The organism is Streptomyces sp. NPDC051561, assembly GCF_044454195.1.
GTDB lineage: Bacteria > Actinomycetota > Actinomycetes > Streptomycetales > Streptomycetaceae > Streptomyces.
On record NZ_JBITDM010000005.1, the window covers coordinates 340,435 to 360,512 of the forward strand.

Sequence of the window (20,078 nt, forward strand, 5' to 3'; positions counted from 1 at the left end):
ACTTACGTGGCCGGGGTGGCCGCCCGGAAAGGGGGCGGCCCCCGAAGGGAACCGCCCCCACCGCCGTCGCTTGCTACAGCGCCACACCCAGCAGCGCGTCGACCGCCCGCGATATCACGCCCGGAGCGCCCTCTTCCGAGCCGCCGCCGGCCGTCTGCCGGGCCGCCCACTCGTCCACCGCGACCAGCGCGCCGGGGGCGTCGAGGTCGTTGGCGAGGGCCTCTCGCATCGCTTCCACCGTGGCGTCCGCCGACGGGCCGTCGGGGCGGGAGACCGCCGCACGCCACCGGTCGAGGCGGGCCACCGCGTCGGCGAGGGTCTGATCGGTCCACTCCCAGTCCGCGCGGTAGTGGTTGGCGAGGAGGGCCAGCCGGATCGCCGCCGGGTCGACCCCGTCGTGACGCAGCTTGGAGACGAAGACCAGGTTCCCCCTGGACTTCGACATCTTCTCGCCGTCCAGGCCGACCATCCCGGCGTGCACATACGCCTTGGCGAACGGGTGCTCCCCGGTCAGCGCCTGCGCGTGCGACGCGCCCATCTCGTGGTGCGGGAAGGCCAGGTCGGACCCGCCGCCCTGCACGTCGAAGCCCATGCCGAGGTGCTCCAGGGCGATGGCCACACACTCGATGTGCCAGCCGGGACGCCCCGCGCCGAGCGACGCGCCGTCCCAGCTCGGCTCGCCCTCGCGGGCGGCCATCCACAGCATCGGGTCGAGCGGGTTCTTCTTGCCCACCCGCTCCGGGTCCCCGCCGCGCTCGGCGGAGAGCAGGCGCATCGCCTCCGCGTCGAGCCCGGAGACCTCGCCGAAGTGCGGGTCGGCCTCGACGGAGAAGTAGATGTCGCCGTCCAGCTCGTAGGCGGCGCCCGCGTCACGGAGTCGTTCCACCAGCGGCACGATGCCGGGGATGGCCTCGACGGCGCCCACGTAACTCTGCGGGGGCAGCATCCGCAGGGCGGTCATGTCCTCGCGGAAGAGGGCGGTCTCGCGCTCGGCGAGGCCGGTCCAGTCGATGCCGTCACGGAGGGCACGTTCCAGGAGCGGGTCGTCGACGTCGGTGACGTTCTGGACGTAGTGGACCTGCCGCTTGGTGTCGAGCCACACGCGCTGAACCAGGTCGAACGCGTTGTAGGTCGCCGCGTGCCCCATGTGGGTCGCGTCGTACGGCGTGATGCCGCACACGTAGATACGGGCGACGGGACCGGGGTCGAGTGTGATCAACCCCTGGGTCGCAGTGTCGTGGATCTGGAGGTCGCGGCCCTTACCGGGCAGGGCGGGGACCTCTGAAGCGGGCCAGGCATGCATGTAGCGAGCGTAACCGGACGCATGTTCCGGTTACGAACCGGATCGGGATCTTGACCGATTACGCCGTCTTGCGCGGTCCCCTCCGGCCGTGGCAGTGCTCACACCGGCGGCCACGGGATCGCCGGCCACTGCCCGCTCGGCTCCGGGTGCACACCCGATTCCCGCAGCGCGGCCACCCGGGCGCGCACCGCGTCCAGCTCGGCGGGTGTGATCAGATCGGCCAGTCGGGTGGCGGTCGGCGCCCCGTCGGCGAGCTGGGCCGACAGTTTCTCCAGTACGGCCACGGCCTCGGCGGACAGGGGTTCACCGGCCCACCCCCACAGCAGGGTGCGCAGCTTGTCCTCGACGTGGAAGGAGACGCCGTGGTCGATGCCGTAGAGGCGGCCGTCCCCGGCGGGCAGCAGATGGCCGCCCTTCCTGTCGCCGTTGTTGATCACCGCGTCGAGTACCGCCAGCCGGCGCAGGCGTACGTCGTCGGCGTGCACCAGCAGCGCGGTGCGGCCCTCCGCGACCTCGGCCAGGACCACCGGTTTCCAGCCGTCGCCGGGTTCCTCGTCGTCGATCAGGGCGAGCAGCTTTCCGCCCGCCTCGGCGTCGCCCTCGATCCACAGCTGGCACATGCCCTCGCCGTACGGGCCGTCGCGCAGCACGGTCGGCGGGATCAGGCCCCAGCCCGTCGCCTCGGAGATCTCGTACGAGGCGACCTCGCGCCGGGCGAGATTGCCGTCGGGGAAGTCCCACAGCGGCTGCTCACCGGCGACCGGCTTGTAGACGCACTTGGCGCTCTCGCCCTGGTGGGAGACCTCGCAGTAGAGCACCGCGTTGGACGCCTCGCGGACCTGGCCGAGCACCGAGAGCTCGCCCTTGGCGAGCAGCGTCAGGGAGTCCGTGGGCGGCACGGGTGTCACCGCGTCGGCCGGGGGCACAGGTGTCACAGCCCCCGCCGGTATCCGTTCTGGCGCGGGCATACGTGTCCCTCCGGGTCGAGCGGCAGACTGCACAGCGGGCACGGCGGGCGGCCCGCGTTGACGACGTCCAGGGCACGCTTGGCGAACGCCCTCGCCTGGGCGCCGCTGAGCCGTACCCGCAGCATCGGCGGGCCGTTCTCCTCGTCCTGGAGCAGCCGTTCCTCGGCCTCGGCGAGGTCCTCGTCGGTGTCCACGTCCAGCTCGACCAGGGCCTGCGCCTCCACGATCATGCGCTGCTCCTCGCCGTCCCAGGCGAGCGCCATGGTGCCGACCCGGAACTCCTCCTCGACGGGAGCGTCCAGCGGGGCACTGTCGTGTACGTCGGCGGGGGCGACGGCCGGGACCGGGGCGTTGCCGCCGGTGCGGCGTACCACCTCGTCCAGCAGCTCATCGATGCGTTCTGCCAGCGCTTCCACCTGGGTCTTCTCCAGGGAGACGCTGGTGACGCGACCGGCCGCCGACGCCTGGAGGAAGAAGGTGCGGCGGCCAGGCAGCCCGACCGTGCCGGCCACGAAACGCTCCGGTGGGTCGTAGAGGAACACCTGACGGGACACGTCCTGATCTCCATCGCTTTCGGGAACTGGGGAGGGTGTACGCCGCATGGCGCGAGGCCCGGTGGCGCGAAATGGTTGACGGCGCGACCACCCTACTGTGCACGGCGATCACGGTGTTCCGGCGCCGCCGCCCACTGCCGCGTCCCCCTCGTTCGTACCCGCGCTGTCGTCGCCGGGGCGCGGGGCCAGCCCCGCCAGGTCCCCCGTGTCGCCCAGGCGTACGAGAAAGGGCCGCAGCCTGGTGTAGCGGATCACCGTCAGGGAACACGGGTCGACGTGAATGCGCTGGAAGAGGTCGAGATGCATGCCGAGGGCGTCCGCGACGAGGGACTTGATGATGTCGCCGTGCGAGCACATGACGTACATCGCGTCGCTGCCGTGCTCGGCGTCGATGCGCGCGTTCCACTCGCGGACGGCGTCCACGGCACGGGTCTGCATGGAGCGCATGGATTCGCCGCCGGGGAAGGCGGCGGCGGACGCGTGCCGTTGCACGACGTCCATCAGGGGGTGGTCGGTGAGTTCACCGAGCTTGCGTCCGGACCACTCGCCGTAGTCGCACTCGTTGATCCGCTGCTCGGTGTGCAGGGGCAGTTCGGGGCGGGCGTCGAGCAGCGGCTGGAGGGTTTCCCGGCAGCGCTGGAGCGGGCTGCTGACCGCCGCCGCGAGGGGCAGGTGGGCGAGCCTGCCGGGAAGCGCGGCGGCCTGGGCGGCGCCCTGGTCGTCGAGGGCGACACCGGGCGTCCGGCCCGCGAGCAGCCCGGCGGTGTTGGCGGTGGAACGTCCGTGCCGGAGAAGGATCAGCGTGGCCATGCCTCCCAGCCTAGGCCGACAGCCACCACGTATCGAGAGCGGAGGCCCGTACTGAGGTGCGAGCGGGCCGCCACGCGGGGAGAATGCACGCCGTGATCGTCGACTGTGCCATTTACCGCGAGGGCCGCCGCACCGAGGGCCCGCCCGATTTCTCCGACGCCCTGGCCGAGGCGCGTTCCGCGCAGGACCGGTTCCTGTGGATCGGGCTGCACGAGCCGACGGAGCAGGAGTTCGCTCGGGTCACCAGTGAGTTCTCGCTGCACCCGCTGGCCGTCGAGGACTCCCTCTCGGCGCATCAGCGGCCGAAGCTGGAGGTGTACGAGGACTCGCTGTTCGTGGTCCTCAAGCCGGTCGTCTACGAGCCGAAGAGCGACACCGTGACCACCGGCGAGCTGATGATCTTCGTCGGCGACTCCTTCGTGGTGACCGTGCGGCACGGCGAGGGTGCGCCACTGGCCGCCGTACGCGCACGCCTGGAGTCCGACCCGCAGTTGCTGGCGCACGGCCCGACCTCGGTGCTGTACGCGGTGAGCGACGCGGTGGTCGACCACTACATGGAGGTCGCCGCCGAACTCCAGACCGACCTGGAGGAGCTGGAGGCGGAGGTCTTCGCTCCGCAGGGCGGCGACGCCAAGGGCACGGCAGGGCGGATCTACACCTTCAAGCGGCAGGTCCTCGAATTCCGGCGGGCGACCGGGCCGCTGGCGCAGCCGATGCAGCGGCTGGCCAGCCCCGGGCTGCCGTTCGTGCACGAGCACGCCCAGCCGTTCTTCCGCGATGTCGGCGACCACCTGACCCGGGCGAACGAGCAGGTGGACAGCCTCGACCGGCTGCTCTCCGACATCCTGTCCGCGCATCTGGCGCAGATGGGCGTGCGGCAGAACGACGACATGCGGAAGATCTCGGCATGGGCGGCGATGGCCGCGGTGCCGACCATGGTCGCGGGTGTCTACGGCATGAACTTCGAGAACATGCCGGAGCTGAAGTGGTGGTGGGCGTACTACGCGGTGCTGCTGTTGATGGTGGTGTGCGAGTTCGGTCTGTACCGGCTGTTCAAGCGGCGCGGCTGGCTCTGAGCCCTGGAGAAGGGACCCGCCGCGGGCCGCCGTCCGGGCCGGTCCCGCCTCAGGCCGCCGTCGCGGGCCCGTTCAGCGCTCCCCTGCGCTCCGGCATGCTGAGCGTGACCATCTTCCGCCAGCCGCCGAGCCGTTCGTAGAGGTACATCAGCCGGATGCCGCCTGCGAGCAGCACGGACTTGGGGCGTGACCAGCCGAGCAGGTGCCCCATCCGGTCCATCACGGCGAGGCTGACGTCCCGGTAGACGCCGATCTCCACCCGTGCGCACTCGTGCAGCACTCGCTGGATGGTGCGGCCGTGGCCGAGCGCGGCCAGCCGCAGCAACTCCTCGTGGCAGTAGGCGAGGTGGTTCTCCTCGTCCTGGCAGATCATGCGGATCGGCTTGCCGGCCTCGGGGTGGTCGCCGAAGTGGGTGACCAGCATGTCCATCTGGTCGGCGGCGCGTTGCTCGGTGACCCGGCTGTGGGCGAGGTAGATGAGGATGTCCTCCTCGCTGAGCGCGGTGTCGGCGCGCAGTCTGCTGTGCGGGAGGCCGATTCCGGCGTGCTCCAGGAGCAGGGTGTAGTCGAGTGCGAGGGGTACGTCGATCTCTTCGAGGCCGCGTTTGCGCAGCAGTGCCCTGAAGAGGCGGCCGTGCTTGTCCTCGTCGGCACCGTGCCGGGTGATCTTGGGGGCCAGGTCACGCATGGTGTCGGGGACGAGGGCGGCGATCCGGCCGTTCTCCCAGCCGCCCTGGGACTCACCGCCGGCGGCGACCGAGCAGAAGAGCTGGAAAGAGTCGTCGTTGTCGAGGATTTCCTGGAAGAGACTCCGAGCAGAGAGCATCACTGCCACCTCCATGCGCCGGTCCGAGCGCACTGTGCGTCGAGCTCGATGCATCGAGTGAAGTGCGCCACGGACCGGGAGGCAACAGGTATGACGGACAAGTCGCCCGCATGAGGGAGCGTGCAATCCCTTCGCAGGGCGTAACCGACGGGCCGCTGAAGCGTTGTGCTGCATGACGGCCGTGGCGGGGAAGACCCCCGAGCCCCCACCACGGCCGCGGACTTTCTCTCCTGTACGCGCCTGTTGTCACGCCAGTCCGGCGCGCTCCAGTGCCTCGGTGCCCGCCCGCAGTGCCGCGATCCGCTCGTCGAGCGTGAACCCCGCGGGGGCCAGCGTCAGCGTGGTGACCCCGACCTCGGCGTACGCCTGCATCCGCTCGGCGATGCGCTCCACCGAACCGAGCAGCGTGGTCTGGTCGATCAGCTGGTGCGGGACGGCGGCCGCCGCGCCGGTCTTGTCTCCGGAGAGGTACTTCTCCTGGACCTCGGCGGCTTCCTTCTCGTAGCCCATCCGGCAGGCGAGCTGGTTGTAGAAGTTCTGCTTGGCGCTGCCCATGCCGCCGACGTACAGGGCGGTGTACGGGCGGAACATGTCGGCCAGCGCGTTCACGTCGTCGCCGACGGCGAGCGGGACGGTCGGGCAGACGTCGAAGCCGTCCATGGTCAGGCCGGCCTTGGCGCGACCGGCCCGCAGCGGGGTCAGCGCGGTCTCCTCCAGGTGCTCGGCGGAGGGGAAGATCAGCAGGGCACCGTCGGCGATCTCGCCGGTCTGCTCAAGGTTCTTGGGGCCGATGGCGGCGATGTAGAGCGGGATGGTCTCGCGCTCGGGGTGCACGGTCAGCTTGAGGGGCTTGCCCGGGCCGTCCGGCAGCGGCAGCGTCCAGTGCTGCCCCTCGAAGCTGAGGCGCTCGCGGGACATGGCCTTGCGGACGATCTCGACGTACTCGCGGGTGCGGGCGAGGGGCTTGTCGAACTTGACGCCGTACCAGCCCTCGGAGACCTGCGGTCCTGAGACGCCGAGGCCGAGCCGGAAGCGGCCGCCGGACAGCGAGTCCAGGGTGGCGGCGGTCATCGCCGTCATGGCGGGCTGGCGGGCCGGGATCTGCATGATCGCGGAGCCGATGTCGATGCGCTCGGTCTGGGCGGCGACCCAGGAGAGCACGGTGGGGGCGTCCGAGCCGTAGGCCTCGGCGGCCCAGCAGACCGAGTAGCCGAGGCGGTCGGCCTCCTTGGCGACGGCGAGATTGTCGCCGTCCATGCCCGCTCCCCAGTAGCCGAGGTTGATCCCGAGCTTCATGCAGCGCTCCCTTGCTCATCTACTCATCGGTAACGTCCTGGTGCGGCGGACTCTAGCGCGCACGGCCGCCCCGCGTCAGCGGTGGGTTGTGCACGGGCGTCAGCGGCGGGTTGTCCACAGGCCCCCTTCGGACGGACGTATGGCCAGTAATCTCGCGCCCATGGAGCAGAGGCACCTCGGCCGCACGGGCCTGCGCGTATCGAGAATCGGGCTTGGCACCCTCACCTGGGGGCGGGACACCGGCGAGCACGACGCCGCCGACATGTTGAAGCTGTTCTGGGAGGCGGGCGGCACGCTCGTCGACACGGCCGATGTGTACGGGGACGGCGACGCGGAGTCCGTCCTCGGGCAGCTGATGGAGCGCCTCGTGCCGCGCCGGGATCTGATCATCGCCACCAAGGCGGGCAGCGTGCCGGACCCGGACCGCCGCTTCGACTGCTCGCGCGGTCATCTCCTCGCCGCGCTGGATGCCTCGCTGGAGCGGCTCCAAACGGACTACGTGGACGTCTGGCAGGTGCACGCCTTCGACCCGGACACCCCGCTCGACGAGACCCTCCAGGCCCTCGACATCGCGGTGAACAGCGGCCGGGCCCGCTATGCGGGCGTCTCCAACTTCTGCGGCTGGCAGCTCGCGAAGGCAGCCACCTGGCAGCTGGCGGCTCCGGGCGTACGGACCCGGCTGGCCAGCACGCAGATGGAGTACTCCCTGCTCCAGCGGGGCGTGGAACGCGAAGTGCTGCCCGCCGCGCTCGACCTCGGGGTGGGCCTGCTCCCGTCGTCCCCGCTCGGCCGGGGCGTCCTCACCGGCAAGTACCGCCACTCCACCCCGCCCGACTCGCGCGGCGCCTGTGAGCACCTGGCCCCCTTCGTCGCCCCGTATCTGGACGATGCGGCGGGGCGCATCGTGGACGCGGTCGCCACCGCCGCCGACGGGCTGGCGACCACCGCCCTCCAGGTGGCGCTGGCCTGGGTACGGGACAGACCCGGGGTGGCCGCCCCGATCGTCGGCGCGCGCCACGCGCAGCAGCTCGCGGCGGCATTGTCAGTGGAGGCACTTAGTCTTCCCCAAGAGATCCGCCGAGCGCTCGACGATGTGTCCGCGCCCGTGCACCGCTACCCGGACCAGGACTGGAGCACGCTGTGACCGCGCACCCCCGGGGGGAGACCCCCGTCCCCCCGGTCGACCCCGGGGCCACCACGTCACCAGGGACCCCGGACCAGCAGCCCGAACCGGCCGAAGCGGCCCACCAGAACGACAGCGGAACGGCAAAGAGCATGGACACGGCACCGGAAACGAACGAGCACTCCACGGACACGGACACGCCCGAGGGGGCGACCGGGAACGAGACGGGCGACCTGGCGGAGGCGGCCGGTGCGGAGGCGGACGCCACCGCCGCGGCCGTCGGGGCTCCGGACGCGGACGCCGAGGCGGACCCCACGGCGGTCGTGGCGGACCCGGAGACCGACGCGGACTCCACCGAGAGCGTGGCGGACCCGGACACCGAGGCCGACTCCACGGAGGTCGCGGCGGACCCGGACACCGACGCGGTCACCTCCGAGAGCGGGACCGGCTCCGACGCCGACACGGACCCCAGCGACGACGACGCCGGCTCGGACACCGCTCCCGCCGCCGCCGCGGGTGACGCCCCCGCCGCGCCCCAGCTCTCCGAGGCCGAGGCCGAGTTGGCGGCTCAGCGGGAGTTCCGGGCGAAGATCGAGAAGCGGAAGGCCGAGAAGGCGGAGATCTCCGCCGGGGCCAAGCTCAGTGGGCGTGCCGCCGACCTGATGGCCGCCGTCCGGGCCGTGGAGAGCGGCGCCAAGCCCGCCGCCGCGTTCGTTCCCAAGGAGCCCGCTCCGGCGCCCGCGCCCCCGCGTGGCCCGGCCGCGCCGGTCGCCGCCCAGGCCGCCGTACCGTCTCAGGCTGTGTCGGCACCGGCTGCCGCGGCCGCTCCGCGCGCGCCGGGCGAGCCGCTCGCGACGGGCGCCGCCGCGCCGGAGACGGTGTCGGACGTACGGGGTGTGCTCGTCTCGGGCGGCGCCCCGGAGGCACTCGCGGGCGCGGTCGCCGGGAAGCTCGGCGAGCAGGCGGCGGAGCTGCTGCGCGCCGACCCCTGGCAGCTGCTGTCCGTGCCGGGCGTACGGCCCGAGCACGCCGACGGGTTCGCCCGCGCGCTGCTCGGCGACAGTTGCGGTCCTGGCGACGGGCGGCGGACCGCGGCCCTGGTCGGCTGGCTGCTGGAGCGGGCCGCGCTGAAGGGACACACCGCCGTCACCACCGAGCAGGTGTGCACCGCGCTGACCGGACACGGGGTGCCCGACCCGGCCGAGGCGGTGGCCCACGCCGTCGCGGAGGGCGTCGCGCTGGCACTCCAGGAGGACGAGGAGGAGCTGGACGAGGCGTACGAGGAGGCGGAGGGCGGCGACGCGGAGGGCGGCGAGAAGGCCGGGGCCGCCGGGCCGGACGAATCCGAGCCCACGCCCGCACTGCTCGGCCTCGACCGGTACGCAATGGCCGAGGAGAGCCTGGCCGAAGGTCTGGCCCGGCTGGTGAACTACCCGGTCGAGGACGCCGGCGAGTGGGAGCGGCTCCCGGGCTCCGCAGGTGAACTGGTGCGTGCGGTGGCGGGCAACGGCCTGGTCGCCCACACCGGCGGCGAGGCCGCCCGCGCCGAACCCGCCGCCCTGCTGGCAGCCGCCCACCGCCTGGGCCTGCGCGCCTACGCCACCACCCACAGCGCCGACGGCCGCGCCCGCGTGGCGGCGGCGATCGACGCGGCGACCGGCGCGTCCGACGGTGCTACCGGCCCCTCCGACCGCGACACCGGCCCCTCCGACGGTGACAACAGCCCGCAGCACACCCCCGGTTCGGCGGACACGGCGGTCACCCCCCGCCCCGTCAGTCCCTGGGCCGCCACCCTCGCCGGGCTGCTGTCCGGCGCCGAGGGCCCGGGACGGGACGCCGACGGCGCGCTCGCCCTCGATCTGCTGGTGGTGCTCGACGCACCCCAACTCGACGTCGAGACCGGCGCGATGCTCGTCGAGGCGCTGCCCGACGGGGCGCGGCTGGTGCTCAGCGGAGACCCCGGCGTCCTGGCCTCGGCCGGTGCGGGACAGGTCTTCGTGGACGTACTGAGCTCCCGGTCCTGCCCTCAGGTCGCCTCGCGCACCCCCGACCCGGGCCCGATCGGCGAGCTGGTGTCCGGCATCGGCATCGGTGAGCTCAACCAGGTGGAGGCTCCCGGCAAGGAGGTCGTGATCGTGCCGGTGCGAGACGCCGGCGAGGCCGTGCACCGTACGGTCCAGCTGGTCGCGGACTCGGTGCCGCGCGCGTTCGGGGTGCCGCCCGAGGACACCCAGGTGATCACTCCGGGCCACGGCGGCTCGGCGGGCACCCGGGCACTGAACGCGGCGCTCAAGCAACGGCTCAACCCCGGCCCCGGCCGGTTCGGCGGCTTCGACGCGGGCGACCGGATCGCTTACGTCCCGGTGCCGGGCCGGACCGTGCCGGGCACGGTGGTCGGCGCGGACGCCCAGGGGCTGCGCCTGGACTGTGCCGGGACCCCCGTCGTCGTACCGAAGGAGCAGGTCGAGGCGCAGTTGCGGCACGCCTGGGCGTTGACCGCGCATCAGGCGGCCGGGATGCGCTGGCCCGCAGTGGTCGTGGTGCTTCCCGGGGATGCGGCCCAGGGGCTCGACCGGCCGTGGGTGTACACCGCGTTCGGCCGTGGCGTACGGCACCTTTCGGTGGTGCACGGGGTGGACCAGGCACTGCCCCGCGCGGTGGCAGAGTCCCCCGCCCGGCCACGCACGACCCGGCTGGCGGAGCTGCTGCGCCCGGCCCCGGCCGAGGCGATGGCGTAACTCCGCGGACGACGCGGCGGAGGGGGTGCGGGGCTGCAACTGCCCCGCACCCCCTCCGCCGCACTCCCTGCTCCCTGCTCAGACCTCTTCGAGGTCGTCCAGCTCGTCGTCGAAGACCGAGCTGACGTCGAAGCGGCACACGATGCCCTGCGGGTCGGCGCCGTCGAACGGGGAATTGAGCCACTCCCCCGGCTCCGGCAGTTCCTCCACCGCCGCCACCCACAGCGTGGAGTCGCCCTCCTCCAGGCCGAACTCCTTGTGCCGGGAGGCGATCTCATCGGGTTCGTACTCCCCGAAGAGCACCCCGAGCGCGGCCTGCACACTGCTGCCGACGATTCCCGCGGCGGCGGGCAGTCCGTTGGTCCCGACGTCCGGGTCGAGGTCGGCGATGCGCTGCGCCTGGGAGAGCAGCCGCTGCGGATGGGCGACCGCGTAGTCGCGGCGGATCAGCACGCTGAGCGCGTCGACCGGGCCGGTGTGCGCGTCGACCGGCGCCTCGGGGCTGGGGATCTCGAAGGGGGTGACCTCGTCGTAGCGCTCGTAGAGCAGCTCGTCGTAGTCCTCCGCGGCTGCGGCCAGTTCGTTGAAGGCGTCGTAGACGGCGGGGTCGTCGTCACCGGAACGGCGCTCGACCGCCTCAAGGTGGCGGTCCAGCGCGGCTTTGACCGCCTCGGCGGCGGCACGTACCTCGGCAGCGGTGGGCTGAGCGGCATCAGACATAGTGCAGACGCTATCCGTAGACGACCTCTGCCCGCACAATAGATGCGATGCCGGAATACGAATTTGTCGACGTGTACGTTCCGCGCGGGGTCTCCCGCAAGGAAGCGACCCGTTTGCTGACCGACCACGCCGAGTACGGGCACTGGGAGCTGGACCGTCTGGTCCTGCGCCACGACGGCAGCCGGAGGGTGCGCCTGCGCAGGCGGATCATCCGGCAGTTGCGGGCCACCTGGTGACCTGATCGCGCGGGCCCGGTGCCCGCGGGCGGACCGCTCCCTCCACGGAGCGCGCCCCGCGGCCACGGGACCCGCTCCGTGAAGTGTCACTCGGTGGTTGCCCTGCTTGTCGACGCCGTCGCGTTACGCCGCCGAGCGTGCCCGGCGGTAGAGCACCGCGCCCGCGAGCAGCAGGCCCGCGCCCGCCGGGATCGCCGTGCCGAGTGCCCCGGACGCACCGGTCTGCGCCAGCGACTCGGTCGCGTCGGGCTCAGCGACGGTCTGCGTCTGCGGGGTGTTCGGCATCGCCCGATCAGTCGGCGTGCCCGGCGCACCCGGGTCACCGGGGGTGTGCGGGGTACCGGGCGTGCCGGGGTTGCCCGGGGTGTGCGGCTCACTGGGGGTGACCGGGGTGCTGGGCACGGACTCGTTGGAGCAGTCGTTGCCGGTCGCCGGGTTGAGCAGTCCGATGACACTGACGCTGTTGCCGCAGGCGTTCACCGGGACCTGGATCGGCACCTTGATGTTGTTGCCGGAGCCGACGCCGGGCGAGTTGCTGCTGTCGCCGTGGGCGGAGGAGCCACCTCCGGTGTGGGTGCCACCGCCGGTGTGGGTGCCACCGCCGGTGTGGGTGCCGGTGCCGGGCTTGCCGGGGCCGGGCTGTCCGGGCTTGCCCGGCGTGGCCGAACCGGACTTGTTGGCGCAGGCGTTGCCGATCGCCGGGTTGAGCAGCCCGACGACACTGACGGTGTTGCCGCAGGCGTTCACCGGGACGTGCACCGGAACCTGCACGTTGTTGCCGGACAGCACGCCCGGCGACTGCGAGGCGGTGCCGTTGGCTCCCGAGTCGGCGTGAGCGGAACCACCGCTCAGCGCGAGCACGCCTCCGGCGGCCGCGAAGGTGATCAGACCCTTTTTGGTGACCTGTCGCATTGGATCGTTCCCCTGCCTCTACCTTCCGGAATGCCCGCGGACGTCCTTGACCGCGGGCAGAAATGCAGGAGCGGCCCCGGAGTGCATGGCGCGCACTCCGGGGCCGCCCGGTAAGTCAGACCCTCAAGGGGTCATGCACTCAACGTCAGGCGTTGGTGCAGGTGTTACCGAAGGTGGGGTTCAGCAGACCGATCACGGAGACCGTGTTGCCGCACGCGTTCACCGGCACGTGGATCGGGGCCTGAACGACGTTGCCCGAGAGGACACCGGGGGACTGCAGCGCAGCACCCTGGGCACCCGAGTCGGCGACAGCCATGCCCGCGCCAGCGAGAACGAGGCCACCAGTAGCAGCCGCAGCAGCGACGACCTTCTTGATCATTGTTGTTCCTCCTAGTTGAAAGGTGCGATCCCAGCCGCGGACCGCACCACCTGTAACGAAGAGAAACGGGAGGGGCTACGACCTCGGCCCCGCATTCACTCTTTTCATTCAAATAGCACGTCAGGGCGAATAGTTGGGCAATACGTTTCCCCAGCCACCTCCCTGGGCATCAGCAGTGGTCGATGAAACGGTCCAGCACCCGTGCGCCGAACTTGAGCCCCTCGGTCGGCACCCGCTCGTCGACGCCGTGGAACATGCCCGCGAAGTCCAGCTCGGGCGGCAGCTGGAGCGGCGCGAAGCCGAAGCAGCGGATGCCGAGGTCGTCGAAGTGCTTGGCGTCGGTGCCGCCGGAGAGCATGTACGGAATGGCCCTGGCGATCGGGTCCTCGGCGCGCAGCGCGAGCTGCATCGCGTCCACCAGCTTGCCGTCGAAGTCGGTCTCCAGCGCCTTGTCGCGGTGTGAGCGCTCCTCGTCGATCTTCACTCGGGGGCCGAGGATGCGCGCGAGGTCGGCGTGGAACTCCTCCTCGTATCCCGGCAGGAAGCGGCCGTCGACCTGGGCACTGGCCTGGCCGGGGATGACGTTCACCTTGTAACCGGCGTCCAGCATGGTGGGGGCGGCCGAGTTGCGCAGGGTGGCGCCGACCATCTTGGCGATGCCGCCGAGCTTGGCGAGGGTCTCGTCCATGTTCTCCGGGTCGAGCTCGGTGCCGAGCGCGTCGGAGAGCTCGTCAAGGAAGGAGCGCACCGTCTTGGTGACGCGCACCGGCCACTCGTAACGCCCGAGCCGGCCGACCGCCTCGCACAGCTCGGTGATCGCGTTGTCCTTGTTGGTCATGGAACCGTGGCCCGCGGTGCCGTCCACCGTGAGCCGCATCCAGTTCATGCCCTTCTGCGCGGTCTCCACCAGGTAGAGGCGCAGGTTCTCGTTGACCGTGAAGGAGAAGCCGCCGACCTCGCCGATGGCCTCGTTGACGCCTTCGAAGAGGTCCGGGTGCTTGTCGACGAGGTGCCGTGCGCCGTACGTACCACCGGCCTCCTCGTCGGCGAGGAAGGCCAGCACGATGTCGCGCGGGGGCTTGCGCCCCGACCGCAGCCGGTCGCGTACGACCGCGAGGGTCATCGCGTCCATGTCCTTCATGTCGACCGCGCCGCGGCCCCACACACAGCCGTCGGCGATCTCGCCGGAGAACGGGTCGTGGGTCCAGTCCGCCGCGTTGGCCGGCACGACGTCGGTGTGGCCGTGGATGAGGAGTGCGGGCCGCGACCGGTCCTCGCCCTCGATCCGGGCGACGGTCGAGGCCCGCCCCGGGTGGGACTCGAAGATCTTCGGTTCGAGACCGACCTCGGCGAGCTTCTCCGCCACGTATTCGGCGGCCGCGCGCTCGCCGGGCCCGGAGTGGTCGCCGTAGTTGCTGGTGTCGATGCGGATGAGATCCCGGCAGAGGTCGACGACCTCGTCCTCGCCGGTCACCTTCCGGGTCGTGTTCGACTCGCTCACGCTGGTTCCTCCCACTGCATTGCTGGTGGTCCCTCCCATACTCTCGCCCGAGGCTGCGCCACCCAAGGGGGGCCCACCTGCGCAATACGCCGTTCATGCAGGTGGGAGGCCGGATCAGGGGTGGTGATCGAGCACCCCGAACCCCTGGTATTGTTTTCCACGTCGGAACGGGACAGCACACAACAGCCCCGACCGGCAGACACCTTGTCCGGGTGGCGGAATGGCAGACGCGCTAGCTTGAGGTGCTAGTGCCCTTTATCGGGCGTGGGGGTTCAAGTCCCCCCTCGGACACCAGCGAAGGCCCCCAGTGAAAACTGGGGGCCTCTTGCGTTTCCCGTACGGCCTACGGCCGTCCCCTCTCCCACAGCGCGGATTCCGCCCACGCCCCCACGATCGCCACGTCCGGATCCTGGTGGCGCTGGACGGCGAAGCGTTCGGCGAGGAGCTGGAGGCGGACGGTCAGTGGGATCTGGGCGAGGACCGGGGGCAGGGCGGCCGCGTCGGCACCGGCGTCGAGGGTCGTGACGGGGACGGACTCGTGGGCGGCGGCCCTGGCGAGGGCCTCGGTGAGACCGTCGGCGTCGGCGTCCGGTTGCAGGACGAGGAGGCCGTCGGCGGCCGTGAGCGGTACCGCGGCGCCGTGCAGGAAGCGGTCGGACTCGAAGCCCTCGGCGAGCATCCGGGCGGCTTCACGGATCTTCAGGGCGCCTTCGCGGGCGGTCACGCCCCAGGGGCCGCAGCCGATGAGGGCGAGGCTGCGGGCGGGGAAGGGGATCGCGTCGAGGGCGGGGTCGGCGCAGACCGTGCGTACCGCCGCGGCGGTGCGGCGCAGCTGGTCCGGGGAGCCCTCGGGACCGCCCAGGTGGTGGGCGAGGCGAGCGAGGACGCCCAGGGCCGAGGTGTAGCTGACGGTGTACGTCTCGGACTCCTCCGGGGCCACGGTCGGCACCGCCTCGGGCCAGCCCCGGTCCTGGCCGGTGATCGAGACCACCGGGAGGCCCCGGGCCAGGGCGGCGGAGCGGGCGCGGGACGCGTAGGCGGTTTCGGCGGTGTGGGTGATGACCAGGAGGGCGTCGCCTTCGCGCGGGGCGGCGGCCCAGCGGGCGGCGTGGGCACCGGAGTGCCAGCGGGCGTCGAGGCCGGCCTGTTCCAGGAGGTGGGCTCCGAGTTCGGCGGCGTGCTGGCTGGTTCCGGTGCCGACGAGGAGGACGCGGCGGGCGGTGGCGAGGCGCTCCGCGGCCGCGGAGATGTCCTGGCCGGCGATGCGGTCGAGGGCGTCGGCCTGGGTGTGGATCATGCGCAGGAGGGCGGTGCGGGTGGTGCCGGTGGGCATGGGGGCGCCTTCTCTGGGAGGGGTGGTCCGACTACCCTGCGATTCTTCGGAGTTGCGGAATCCGTTGTCAATATATGAAGGTGCTTCGGATTTCGTTGAATGACGATGGCCCCGCAGTGAGAACTGCGGGGCCATCGGGGTATGCGTGGCGGGGTGTGCCGACTGAGGTCAGTGGCCGCGGGTGATCCACTCGTCGAGGTGGGGTGCCTCGTCGCCGATGACGGTCGCATCGCCGTGGCCGGTGCGTACGGAGGTCTCCGCAGGGAGGGTCAGGAGGCGGTCGCGGATCGAGTCGACGATGGTCGGGAAGTGCGAGAAGGAGCGGCCCGTGGCGCCGGGGCCGCCCTGGAAGAGGGTGTCGCCGGTGAAGACGGTGGCCAGGCCGGCGGAGTACAGGCATACGGCGCCGGGAGCGTGGCCGGGGGTGTGGAGCACCCTGAGCGACGTACCGGCGACGGAGATTTCCTGGCCGTCGGAGAGGGAGCCGTCCGGGGCGTGGTCCGGGTGGGTCTGCTGCCAGAGGGGGAGGTCGTCGTCGTGCAGGAGGATCGGGGCGCCGGTGGCCTTGGCGAGGGCGGGGGCGGCGTCGATGTGGTCGTTGTGGGCGTGGGTGCAGACGATGGCGCGGAGGGTACGTCCGCCGAGGGCGGCCAGGATGGCGTCGGCGTCGTGGGCGGCGTCGATGACGATCGCCTCAAAGTCGTCGCCGACGATCCAGACGTTGTTGTCGACGTCCCAGGTGCCGCCGTCGAGGGAGAAGGTGCCGGAGGTGACCAGGTGGTCGATGCGCGTGGTCATCAGAAGGTCACCACCGAGCGGAGGACGTCGCCCTCGTGCATGCGGGCGAAGGCCTTTTCGACGTCGCCGAGGCCGATGGTCTCGGTGACGAACGCGGCCAGGTCGATGCGGCCCTGCTGGTGCAGGTCGATCAGCATCGGGAAGTCCCGGGACGGCAGGCAGTCGCCGTACCAGGAGGACTTGAGGGAGCCACCGCGGCCGAAGACGTCGAGGAGCGGGAGCTCCAGCTGCATCTCGGGGGTGGGGACGCCGACCAGGACGACCGTGCCGGCCAGGTCGCGGGCGTAGAAGGCCTGCTTGTACGTCTCGGGGCGGCCGACCGCCTCGATGACGACGTCGGCGCCGTTGCCGTCGGTGAGGGCGCGGATGGCTTCGACGGGGTCGCCGGAGCGGGAGTTGACCGTGTGGGTGGCGCCCATGGACTTGGCGGTTTCGAGCTTGCGGTCGTCGATGTCGACAGCGATGATCTTCGCCGCGCCGGCCAGCCGGGCGCCGACGATCGCCGCGTCGCCCACTCCCCCGCAGCCGATGACGGCGACCGAGTCGCCGCGGCCGACCTGGCCGGTGTTGAGGGCGGCGCCGATGCCCGCCATCACGCCGCAGCCGAGCAGCCCCGCGACCTCGGGGGCGACCGAGGGGTCGACCTTGGTGCACTGCCCCGAGGCGACCAGGGTCTTCTCGGCGAAGGCGCCGATGCCGAGCGCCGGCGACAGCTCGGTGCCGTCGAGCAGGGTCATCTTCTGCTGGGCGTTGTGGGTGTCGAAGCAGTACTGGGGGCGACCGCGCAGACAGGCCCGGCACTGGCCGCAGACCGCGCGCCAGTTGAGGATCACGAAGTCGCCGACCGCGACATCCCTGACGCCCTCGCCGATGGACTCGACGATGCCCGCCGCCTCGTGGCCGAGGAGGAAGGGGAAGTCGTCGTTGATGCCGCCCTGCTTGTAGTGCAGGTCCGTGTGGCAGACGCCACAGGCCTGGATCTTCACCACGGCCTCGCCGGGGCCGGGGTCCGGGATGACGATGGTCTCGACACGTACCGGTTCGTTCTTGCCCGGGGCAATGACCCCGAGAACCTGCTGCGACATGCGTCTGCTTCCTTCCCGATCACGAATGCGTACGACGATACGCGCGTCGGCCGCCCCTCAGCAGAGGGGCGGCCGACGCGCGTGCGGCGAGAGTTCAGTGGGGCACGGTCAGAGCTTCTTGGGCGGGAGGATGCCCGCCGCCTCGCGCTCGGCCGAGATCGCGGACACCCTGCGGCGCACCACGAACCAGCCGCCGACCAGGGCCGCTGCGATCAGCGGCAGACAGTAGACGGTCTTGCGGCCGTCTCCGCCGCCGTACCACATCAGGAACACCACGGTGGCGAGGAAGACCAGCGTGACGATCTGGGTGTACGGGGCCCAGGGCAGCCTGTACGAGGGCCGCTCGACCACGCCCTCCTTGGAGCGGCGGTAGAACAGCAGCGAGCAGACCATGATCATCGCCCAGGTGCCGAGGATGCCGATCGAGGCGAAGTTGAGCACGATCTCGAAGGCGTTCTTGGGGACGAAGAAGTTCAGCGCGACGCCCAGGACACCGAAGCCCGCGGTGAGCAGGATACCGCCGTAGGGGACCTGGCCCTTGTTCATCAGGCCGGTGAACTTCGGGGCGGAACCGGCCAGCGACATCGAGCGCAGGATGCGGCCGGTGGAGTACAGGCCCGAGTTCAGGCTGGACAGGGCGGCGGTGAGCACCACGAGATTCATGATGCCTGCCGCGCCCGGCACGCCGATCTTGTCCATGACGGTGACGAACGGGCTCTGCTCGCCGCTGTAGGCCGTGTACGGCAGCAGCAGGGAGAGCAGGACGACCGAGCCGACGTAGAAGATGCCGACCCGCCACATGATCGAGTTGATCGCCTTGGGCAGCACCTTGTGCGGCTCCTCGGTCTCGCCCGCGGCGACGCCGCACAGCTCCACCGAGGCGTACGCGAAGACCACGCCCTGGACGACGATCAGCATCGGCAGCATGCCCATCGGGAAGATGCCGCCGCTGTCGCCGATGGTGGAGAAGCCCGGGGTGTGACCGTCGACCGGGGTCTGCGTGACGATCAGGTAGATGCCGATCAGCATGAAGACGACCAGTGCGGCCACCTTGATGATCGCGAACCAGAACTCCATCTCGCCGAAGTACTTCACCGAGATGAGGTTCGCGGTGAGGACCACGGCCAGGGCTATCAGGGCCAGGATCCACTGCGGTACGTCGCTGAACATGGCCCAGAAGTGGGCGTAGGTCGCGGCCGCCGTGATGTCCGCGACGGCGGTGGTCGACCAGTTCAGGAAGTACAGCCAGCCCGCCGCGAAGGCGCCCTTCTCGCCCATGAACTCACGGGCGTAGCTGACGAAGGCGCCGGAGGACGGGCGGTACAGGACCAGTTCGCCGAGCGCCCTCACGACGAAGAACGCGAAGACGCCGCAGACGGCGTACGCGAGGGCCAGGGAGGGTCCCGCGCCGGCCAGCCGGCCACCCGCTCCGAGGAACAGGCCGGTGCCGATGGCACCGCCGATCGCGATCATGTTGATGTGGCGGGACTTGAGGTCCTTGCTGTAACCCTCGTCACCCGGGTCGACGTGCGGGGACGTCGACGGCGGGGACGGCGGGGCGGTATCGACCGCCGCGGTGCGGGTGCGGTCACTCATGTATCGCTTCGCCTTCGTGTGGGGGATGTGCGGTACCGGGGCGCACGATGGCGTTGAGGGCGGTCTCGACGAGTTCGAGGTGGGCGGCCATGGCGTGCACGGCTGCCCCCTCGGACCCTTCGACGATCGCTTCGACCAGGGCCCGGTGCTCGATGTCCGACTGGCGTCGCCGGTCACCGAGTTGGTTCAGGAAGCTCGACTGCCGCGCGAGGGCGTCCCGTATCTCTTCGATGATCTTGCTGAAGACGGGATTGCCCGAGGCCCGGGCGACGGTGAGGTGGAACAGCGAGTCCAGGGCCACCCAGGCGGTGGGATCCGTCTCGCTCTCCATGCTCGCGATCAGCGTGAGGAGATGATCGATGTCGTCCTGGGTGCGGCGCCCAGCAGCGTACCCCGCCACGGGGATCTCCACGTGACGGCGGAATTCCAGCAGGTCACGGGCCGAGTACGAGCCGAAGACCGGGTTCTGGTCCGGGCCCGAGGACTCGACGTAGGTGCCCTTGCCGGCGCGTGACACCGTGAGGCCGAGGGCCTGAAGGGTACGCAGGGCCTCACGGACGACGGACCGGCTGACACCGAAGTGCCGGCCGAGCTGCGCCTCTGTGGGGAGCTTGTCGCCCACGGCCAGTTCGCCGGACTCGATGGCATCGCGAAGATGGGTGAGGACGACGTCGGTCGCACTCACCCGTCTCGGGATGCCGGGGGCGCCGGGAGCATCTGCGGACCCAGGGGTTCCGTCGGCGCTTCCGGGACTTGTCCGGCTGTCTGACAAGGCCATGCGCAGAATGCTCGGGCGTTGTTACTGGTGCGTCAAGAGTGAACAG

19 protein-coding genes and 1 tRNA gene are annotated in these 20,078 nt (G+C 71.2%); 5 read left to right on the forward strand and 15 right to left on the reverse strand.

The window, feature by feature from the left end; all coding sequences use genetic code 11:
* Positions 1 to 73: 73 nt before the first annotated feature.
* The 4 genes from mshC to ACIA73_RS15025 all read right to left on the reverse strand — a co-directional run bounded on the left by mshC (position 74) and on the right by ACIA73_RS15025 (position 3,635).
* Positions 74 to 1,303, reverse strand: coding sequence for a cysteine--1-D-myo-inosityl 2-amino-2-deoxy-alpha-D-glucopyranoside ligase (mshC, locus tag ACIA73_RS15010; RefSeq protein WP_399438883.1), 1,230 nt, complete (start codon positions 1,301 to 1,303; stop codon positions 74 to 76).
* 98 nt (positions 1,304 to 1,401) lie between these two features.
* Positions 1,402 to 2,271, reverse strand: a complete 870-nt coding sequence (locus ACIA73_RS15015) for an SCO1664 family protein (protein ID WP_399438884.1) — start codon at positions 2,269 to 2,271, stop codon at positions 1,402 to 1,404.
* Complete coding sequence (locus tag ACIA73_RS15020; RefSeq protein ID WP_399438885.1) at positions 2,235 to 2,825, reverse strand: DUF3090 domain-containing protein; 591 nt, start codon at positions 2,823 to 2,825, stop codon at positions 2,235 to 2,237. Before ACIA73_RS15020 ends, ACIA73_RS15015 begins: the two co-directional genes overlap by 37 nt.
* A 108-nt stretch (positions 2,826 to 2,933) precedes the next feature.
* Positions 2,934 to 3,635 (reverse strand): histidine phosphatase family protein, encoded by a 702-nt coding sequence (locus ACIA73_RS15025; protein WP_399438886.1) that lies wholly within the window; start codon positions 3,633 to 3,635, stop codon positions 2,934 to 2,936.
* 83 nt (positions 3,636 to 3,718) lie between these two features.
* Between ACIA73_RS15025 and corA the strand changes: the two genes are divergently transcribed.
* A complete protein-coding gene (gene corA, locus ACIA73_RS15030; RefSeq protein WP_399438887.1) occupies positions 3,719 to 4,711 on the forward strand; it encodes a magnesium/cobalt transporter CorA in 993 nt (330 codons plus the stop codon).
* Between the two features lie 49 nt (positions 4,712 to 4,760).
* On the opposite strand, the gene ACIA73_RS15035 is transcribed toward corA, so the two are convergent.
* Positions 4,761 to 5,537 (reverse strand): ferritin-like domain-containing protein, encoded by a 777-nt coding sequence (locus ACIA73_RS15035; protein ID WP_399438888.1) that lies wholly within the window; start codon positions 5,535 to 5,537, stop codon positions 4,761 to 4,763.
* Between the two features lie 246 nt (positions 5,538 to 5,783).
* Entirely contained in the window at positions 5,784 to 6,833 is a 1,050-nt protein-coding gene (locus ACIA73_RS15040; protein ID WP_399438889.1) for an LLM class F420-dependent oxidoreductase, read from the reverse strand.
* A 160-nt stretch (positions 6,834 to 6,993) separates the two neighbouring features.
* On the opposite strand from ACIA73_RS15040, the gene ACIA73_RS15045 reads away from it, so the two are divergent.
* Positions 6,994 to 7,977 (forward strand): aldo/keto reductase, encoded by a 984-nt coding sequence (locus ACIA73_RS15045; protein WP_399438890.1) that lies wholly within the window; start codon positions 6,994 to 6,996, stop codon positions 7,975 to 7,977.
* A gap of 131 nt (positions 7,978 to 8,108) precedes the next feature.
* Entirely contained in the window at positions 8,109 to 10,694 is a 2,586-nt protein-coding gene (locus ACIA73_RS15050; RefSeq protein WP_399439043.1) for a helix-hairpin-helix domain-containing protein, read from the forward strand.
* 78 nt (positions 10,695 to 10,772) lie between these two features.
* On the opposite strand, the gene ACIA73_RS15055 is transcribed toward ACIA73_RS15050, so the two are convergent.
* The gene (locus tag ACIA73_RS15055; RefSeq protein WP_399438891.1) at positions 10,773 to 11,414 is read right to left on the reverse strand and encodes a hypothetical protein; all 642 of its coding nucleotides are present in this window, start codon (positions 11,412 to 11,414) and stop codon (positions 10,773 to 10,775) included.
* 47 nt (positions 11,415 to 11,461) lie between these two features.
* Between ACIA73_RS15055 and ACIA73_RS15060 the strand changes: the two genes are divergently transcribed.
* Entirely contained in the window at positions 11,462 to 11,650 is a 189-nt protein-coding gene (locus ACIA73_RS15060) for a DUF5703 family protein (RefSeq protein WP_399438893.1), read from the forward strand.
* Between the two features lie 123 nt (positions 11,651 to 11,773).
* Here the strand turns inward: ACIA73_RS15060 and ACIA73_RS15065 are convergent, their stop codons facing one another.
* The 3 genes from ACIA73_RS15065 to ACIA73_RS15075 form a co-directional block, all read right to left on the reverse strand.
* Complete coding sequence (locus tag ACIA73_RS15065; protein ID WP_399438894.1) at positions 11,774 to 12,562, reverse strand: chaplin family protein; 789 nt, start codon at positions 12,560 to 12,562, stop codon at positions 11,774 to 11,776.
* A 145-nt stretch (positions 12,563 to 12,707) separates the two neighbouring features.
* Positions 12,708 to 12,941, reverse strand: coding sequence for a chaplin ChpH (chpH, locus tag ACIA73_RS15070; protein ID WP_399438895.1), 234 nt, complete (start codon positions 12,939 to 12,941; stop codon positions 12,708 to 12,710).
* 169 nt (positions 12,942 to 13,110) lie between these two features.
* Complete coding sequence (locus ACIA73_RS15075; RefSeq protein WP_399438896.1) at positions 13,111 to 14,442, reverse strand: M20/M25/M40 family metallo-hydrolase; 1,332 nt, start codon at positions 14,440 to 14,442, stop codon at positions 13,111 to 13,113.
* Between the two features lie 206 nt (positions 14,443 to 14,648).
* On the opposite strand from ACIA73_RS15075, the gene ACIA73_RS15080 reads away from it, so the two are divergent.
* Positions 14,649 to 14,736, forward strand: a tRNA-Leu gene (locus ACIA73_RS15080).
* Between the two features lie 49 nt (positions 14,737 to 14,785).
* Here the strand turns inward: ACIA73_RS15080 and ACIA73_RS15085 are convergent.
* The 5 genes from ACIA73_RS15085 to ACIA73_RS15105 all read right to left on the reverse strand — a co-directional run bounded on the left by ACIA73_RS15085 (position 14,786) and on the right by ACIA73_RS15105 (position 20,032).
* Positions 14,786 to 15,775: an SIS domain-containing protein gene (locus tag ACIA73_RS15085; protein WP_399438897.1), complete on the reverse strand. Its 990-nt coding sequence runs from the start codon at positions 15,773 to 15,775 to the stop codon at positions 14,786 to 14,788.
* A gap of 168 nt (positions 15,776 to 15,943) precedes the next feature.
* Positions 15,944 to 16,573 (reverse strand): MBL fold metallo-hydrolase, encoded by a 630-nt coding sequence (locus ACIA73_RS15090; RefSeq protein WP_399438898.1) that lies wholly within the window; start codon positions 16,571 to 16,573, stop codon positions 15,944 to 15,946.
* Entirely contained in the window at positions 16,573 to 17,658 is a 1,086-nt protein-coding gene (locus ACIA73_RS15095; protein ID WP_399438899.1) for an S-(hydroxymethyl)mycothiol dehydrogenase, read from the reverse strand. The genes ACIA73_RS15090 and ACIA73_RS15095 overlap by 1 nt, the downstream gene beginning before the upstream one ends.
* A gap of 108 nt (positions 17,659 to 17,766) precedes the next feature.
* Entirely contained in the window at positions 17,767 to 19,254 is a 1,488-nt protein-coding gene (locus ACIA73_RS15100; RefSeq protein WP_399438900.1) for an amino acid permease, read from the reverse strand.
* Positions 19,247 to 20,032 carry a FadR/GntR family transcriptional regulator gene (locus ACIA73_RS15105; protein WP_399438901.1) on the reverse strand — a complete coding sequence of 262 codons (786 nt, stop codon included), beginning with the start codon at positions 20,030 to 20,032 and terminating at the stop codon, positions 19,247 to 19,249. The genes ACIA73_RS15100 and ACIA73_RS15105 overlap by 8 nt, the downstream gene beginning before the upstream one ends.
* Between the last annotated feature and the right edge of the window lie 46 nt (positions 20,033 to 20,078).

Excerpts from the sequence above, each read along its gene's own strand:
- ACIA73_RS15055 (WP_399438891.1), bottom strand. The coding sequence starts at position 11,414 with ATGTCTGATGCCGCTCAGCCCACCGCTGCCGAGGTACGTGCCGCCGCC.
- ACIA73_RS15045 (WP_399438890.1), top strand. The coding sequence starts at position 6,994 with ATGGAGCAGAGGCACCTCGGCCGCACGGGCCTGCGCGTATCGAGAATC.
- ACIA73_RS15065 (WP_399438894.1), bottom strand. The coding sequence starts at position 12,562 with ATGCGACAGGTCACCAAAAAGGGTCTGATCACCTTCGCGGCCGCCGGA.
- chpH (WP_399438895.1), bottom strand. The coding sequence starts at position 12,941 with ATGATCAAGAAGGTCGTCGCTGCTGCGGCTGCTACTGGTGGCCTCGTT.
- mshC (WP_399438883.1), bottom strand. The coding sequence starts at position 1,303 with ATGCATGCCTGGCCCGCTTCAGAGGTCCCCGCCCTGCCCGGTAAGGGC.
- ACIA73_RS15015 (WP_399438884.1), bottom strand. The coding sequence starts at position 2,271 with ATGCCCGCGCCAGAACGGATACCGGCGGGGGCTGTGACACCTGTGCCC.
- ACIA73_RS15025 (WP_399438886.1), bottom strand. The coding sequence starts at position 3,635 with ATGGCCACGCTGATCCTTCTCCGGCACGGACGTTCCACCGCCAACACC.
- ACIA73_RS15085 (WP_399438897.1), bottom strand. The coding sequence starts at position 15,775 with ATGCCCACCGGCACCACCCGCACCGCCCTCCTGCGCATGATCCACACC.
- ACIA73_RS15090 (WP_399438898.1), bottom strand. The coding sequence starts at position 16,573 with ATGACCACGCGCATCGACCACCTGGTCACCTCCGGCACCTTCTCCCTC.
- corA (WP_399438887.1), top strand. The coding sequence starts at position 3,719 with ATGCACGCCGTGATCGTCGACTGTGCCATTTACCGCGAGGGCCGCCGC.
- ACIA73_RS15095 (WP_399438899.1), bottom strand. The coding sequence starts at position 17,658 with ATGTCGCAGCAGGTTCTCGGGGTCATTGCCCCGGGCAAGAACGAACCG.
- ACIA73_RS15105 (WP_399438901.1), bottom strand. The coding sequence starts at position 20,032 with ATGGCCTTGTCAGACAGCCGGACAAGTCCCGGAAGCGCCGACGGAACC.
- ACIA73_RS15040 (WP_399438889.1), bottom strand. The coding sequence starts at position 6,833 with ATGAAGCTCGGGATCAACCTCGGCTACTGGGGAGCGGGCATGGACGGC.
- ACIA73_RS15100 (WP_399438900.1), bottom strand. The coding sequence starts at position 19,254 with ATGAGTGACCGCACCCGCACCGCGGCGGTCGATACCGCCCCGCCGTCC.
- ACIA73_RS15035 (WP_399438888.1), bottom strand. The coding sequence starts at position 5,537 with ATGCTCTCTGCTCGGAGTCTCTTCCAGGAAATCCTCGACAACGACGAC.
- ACIA73_RS15060 (WP_399438893.1), top strand. The coding sequence starts at position 11,462 with ATGCCGGAATACGAATTTGTCGACGTGTACGTTCCGCGCGGGGTCTCC.
- ACIA73_RS15050 (WP_399439043.1), top strand. The coding sequence starts at position 8,109 with ATGGACACGGCACCGGAAACGAACGAGCACTCCACGGACACGGACACG.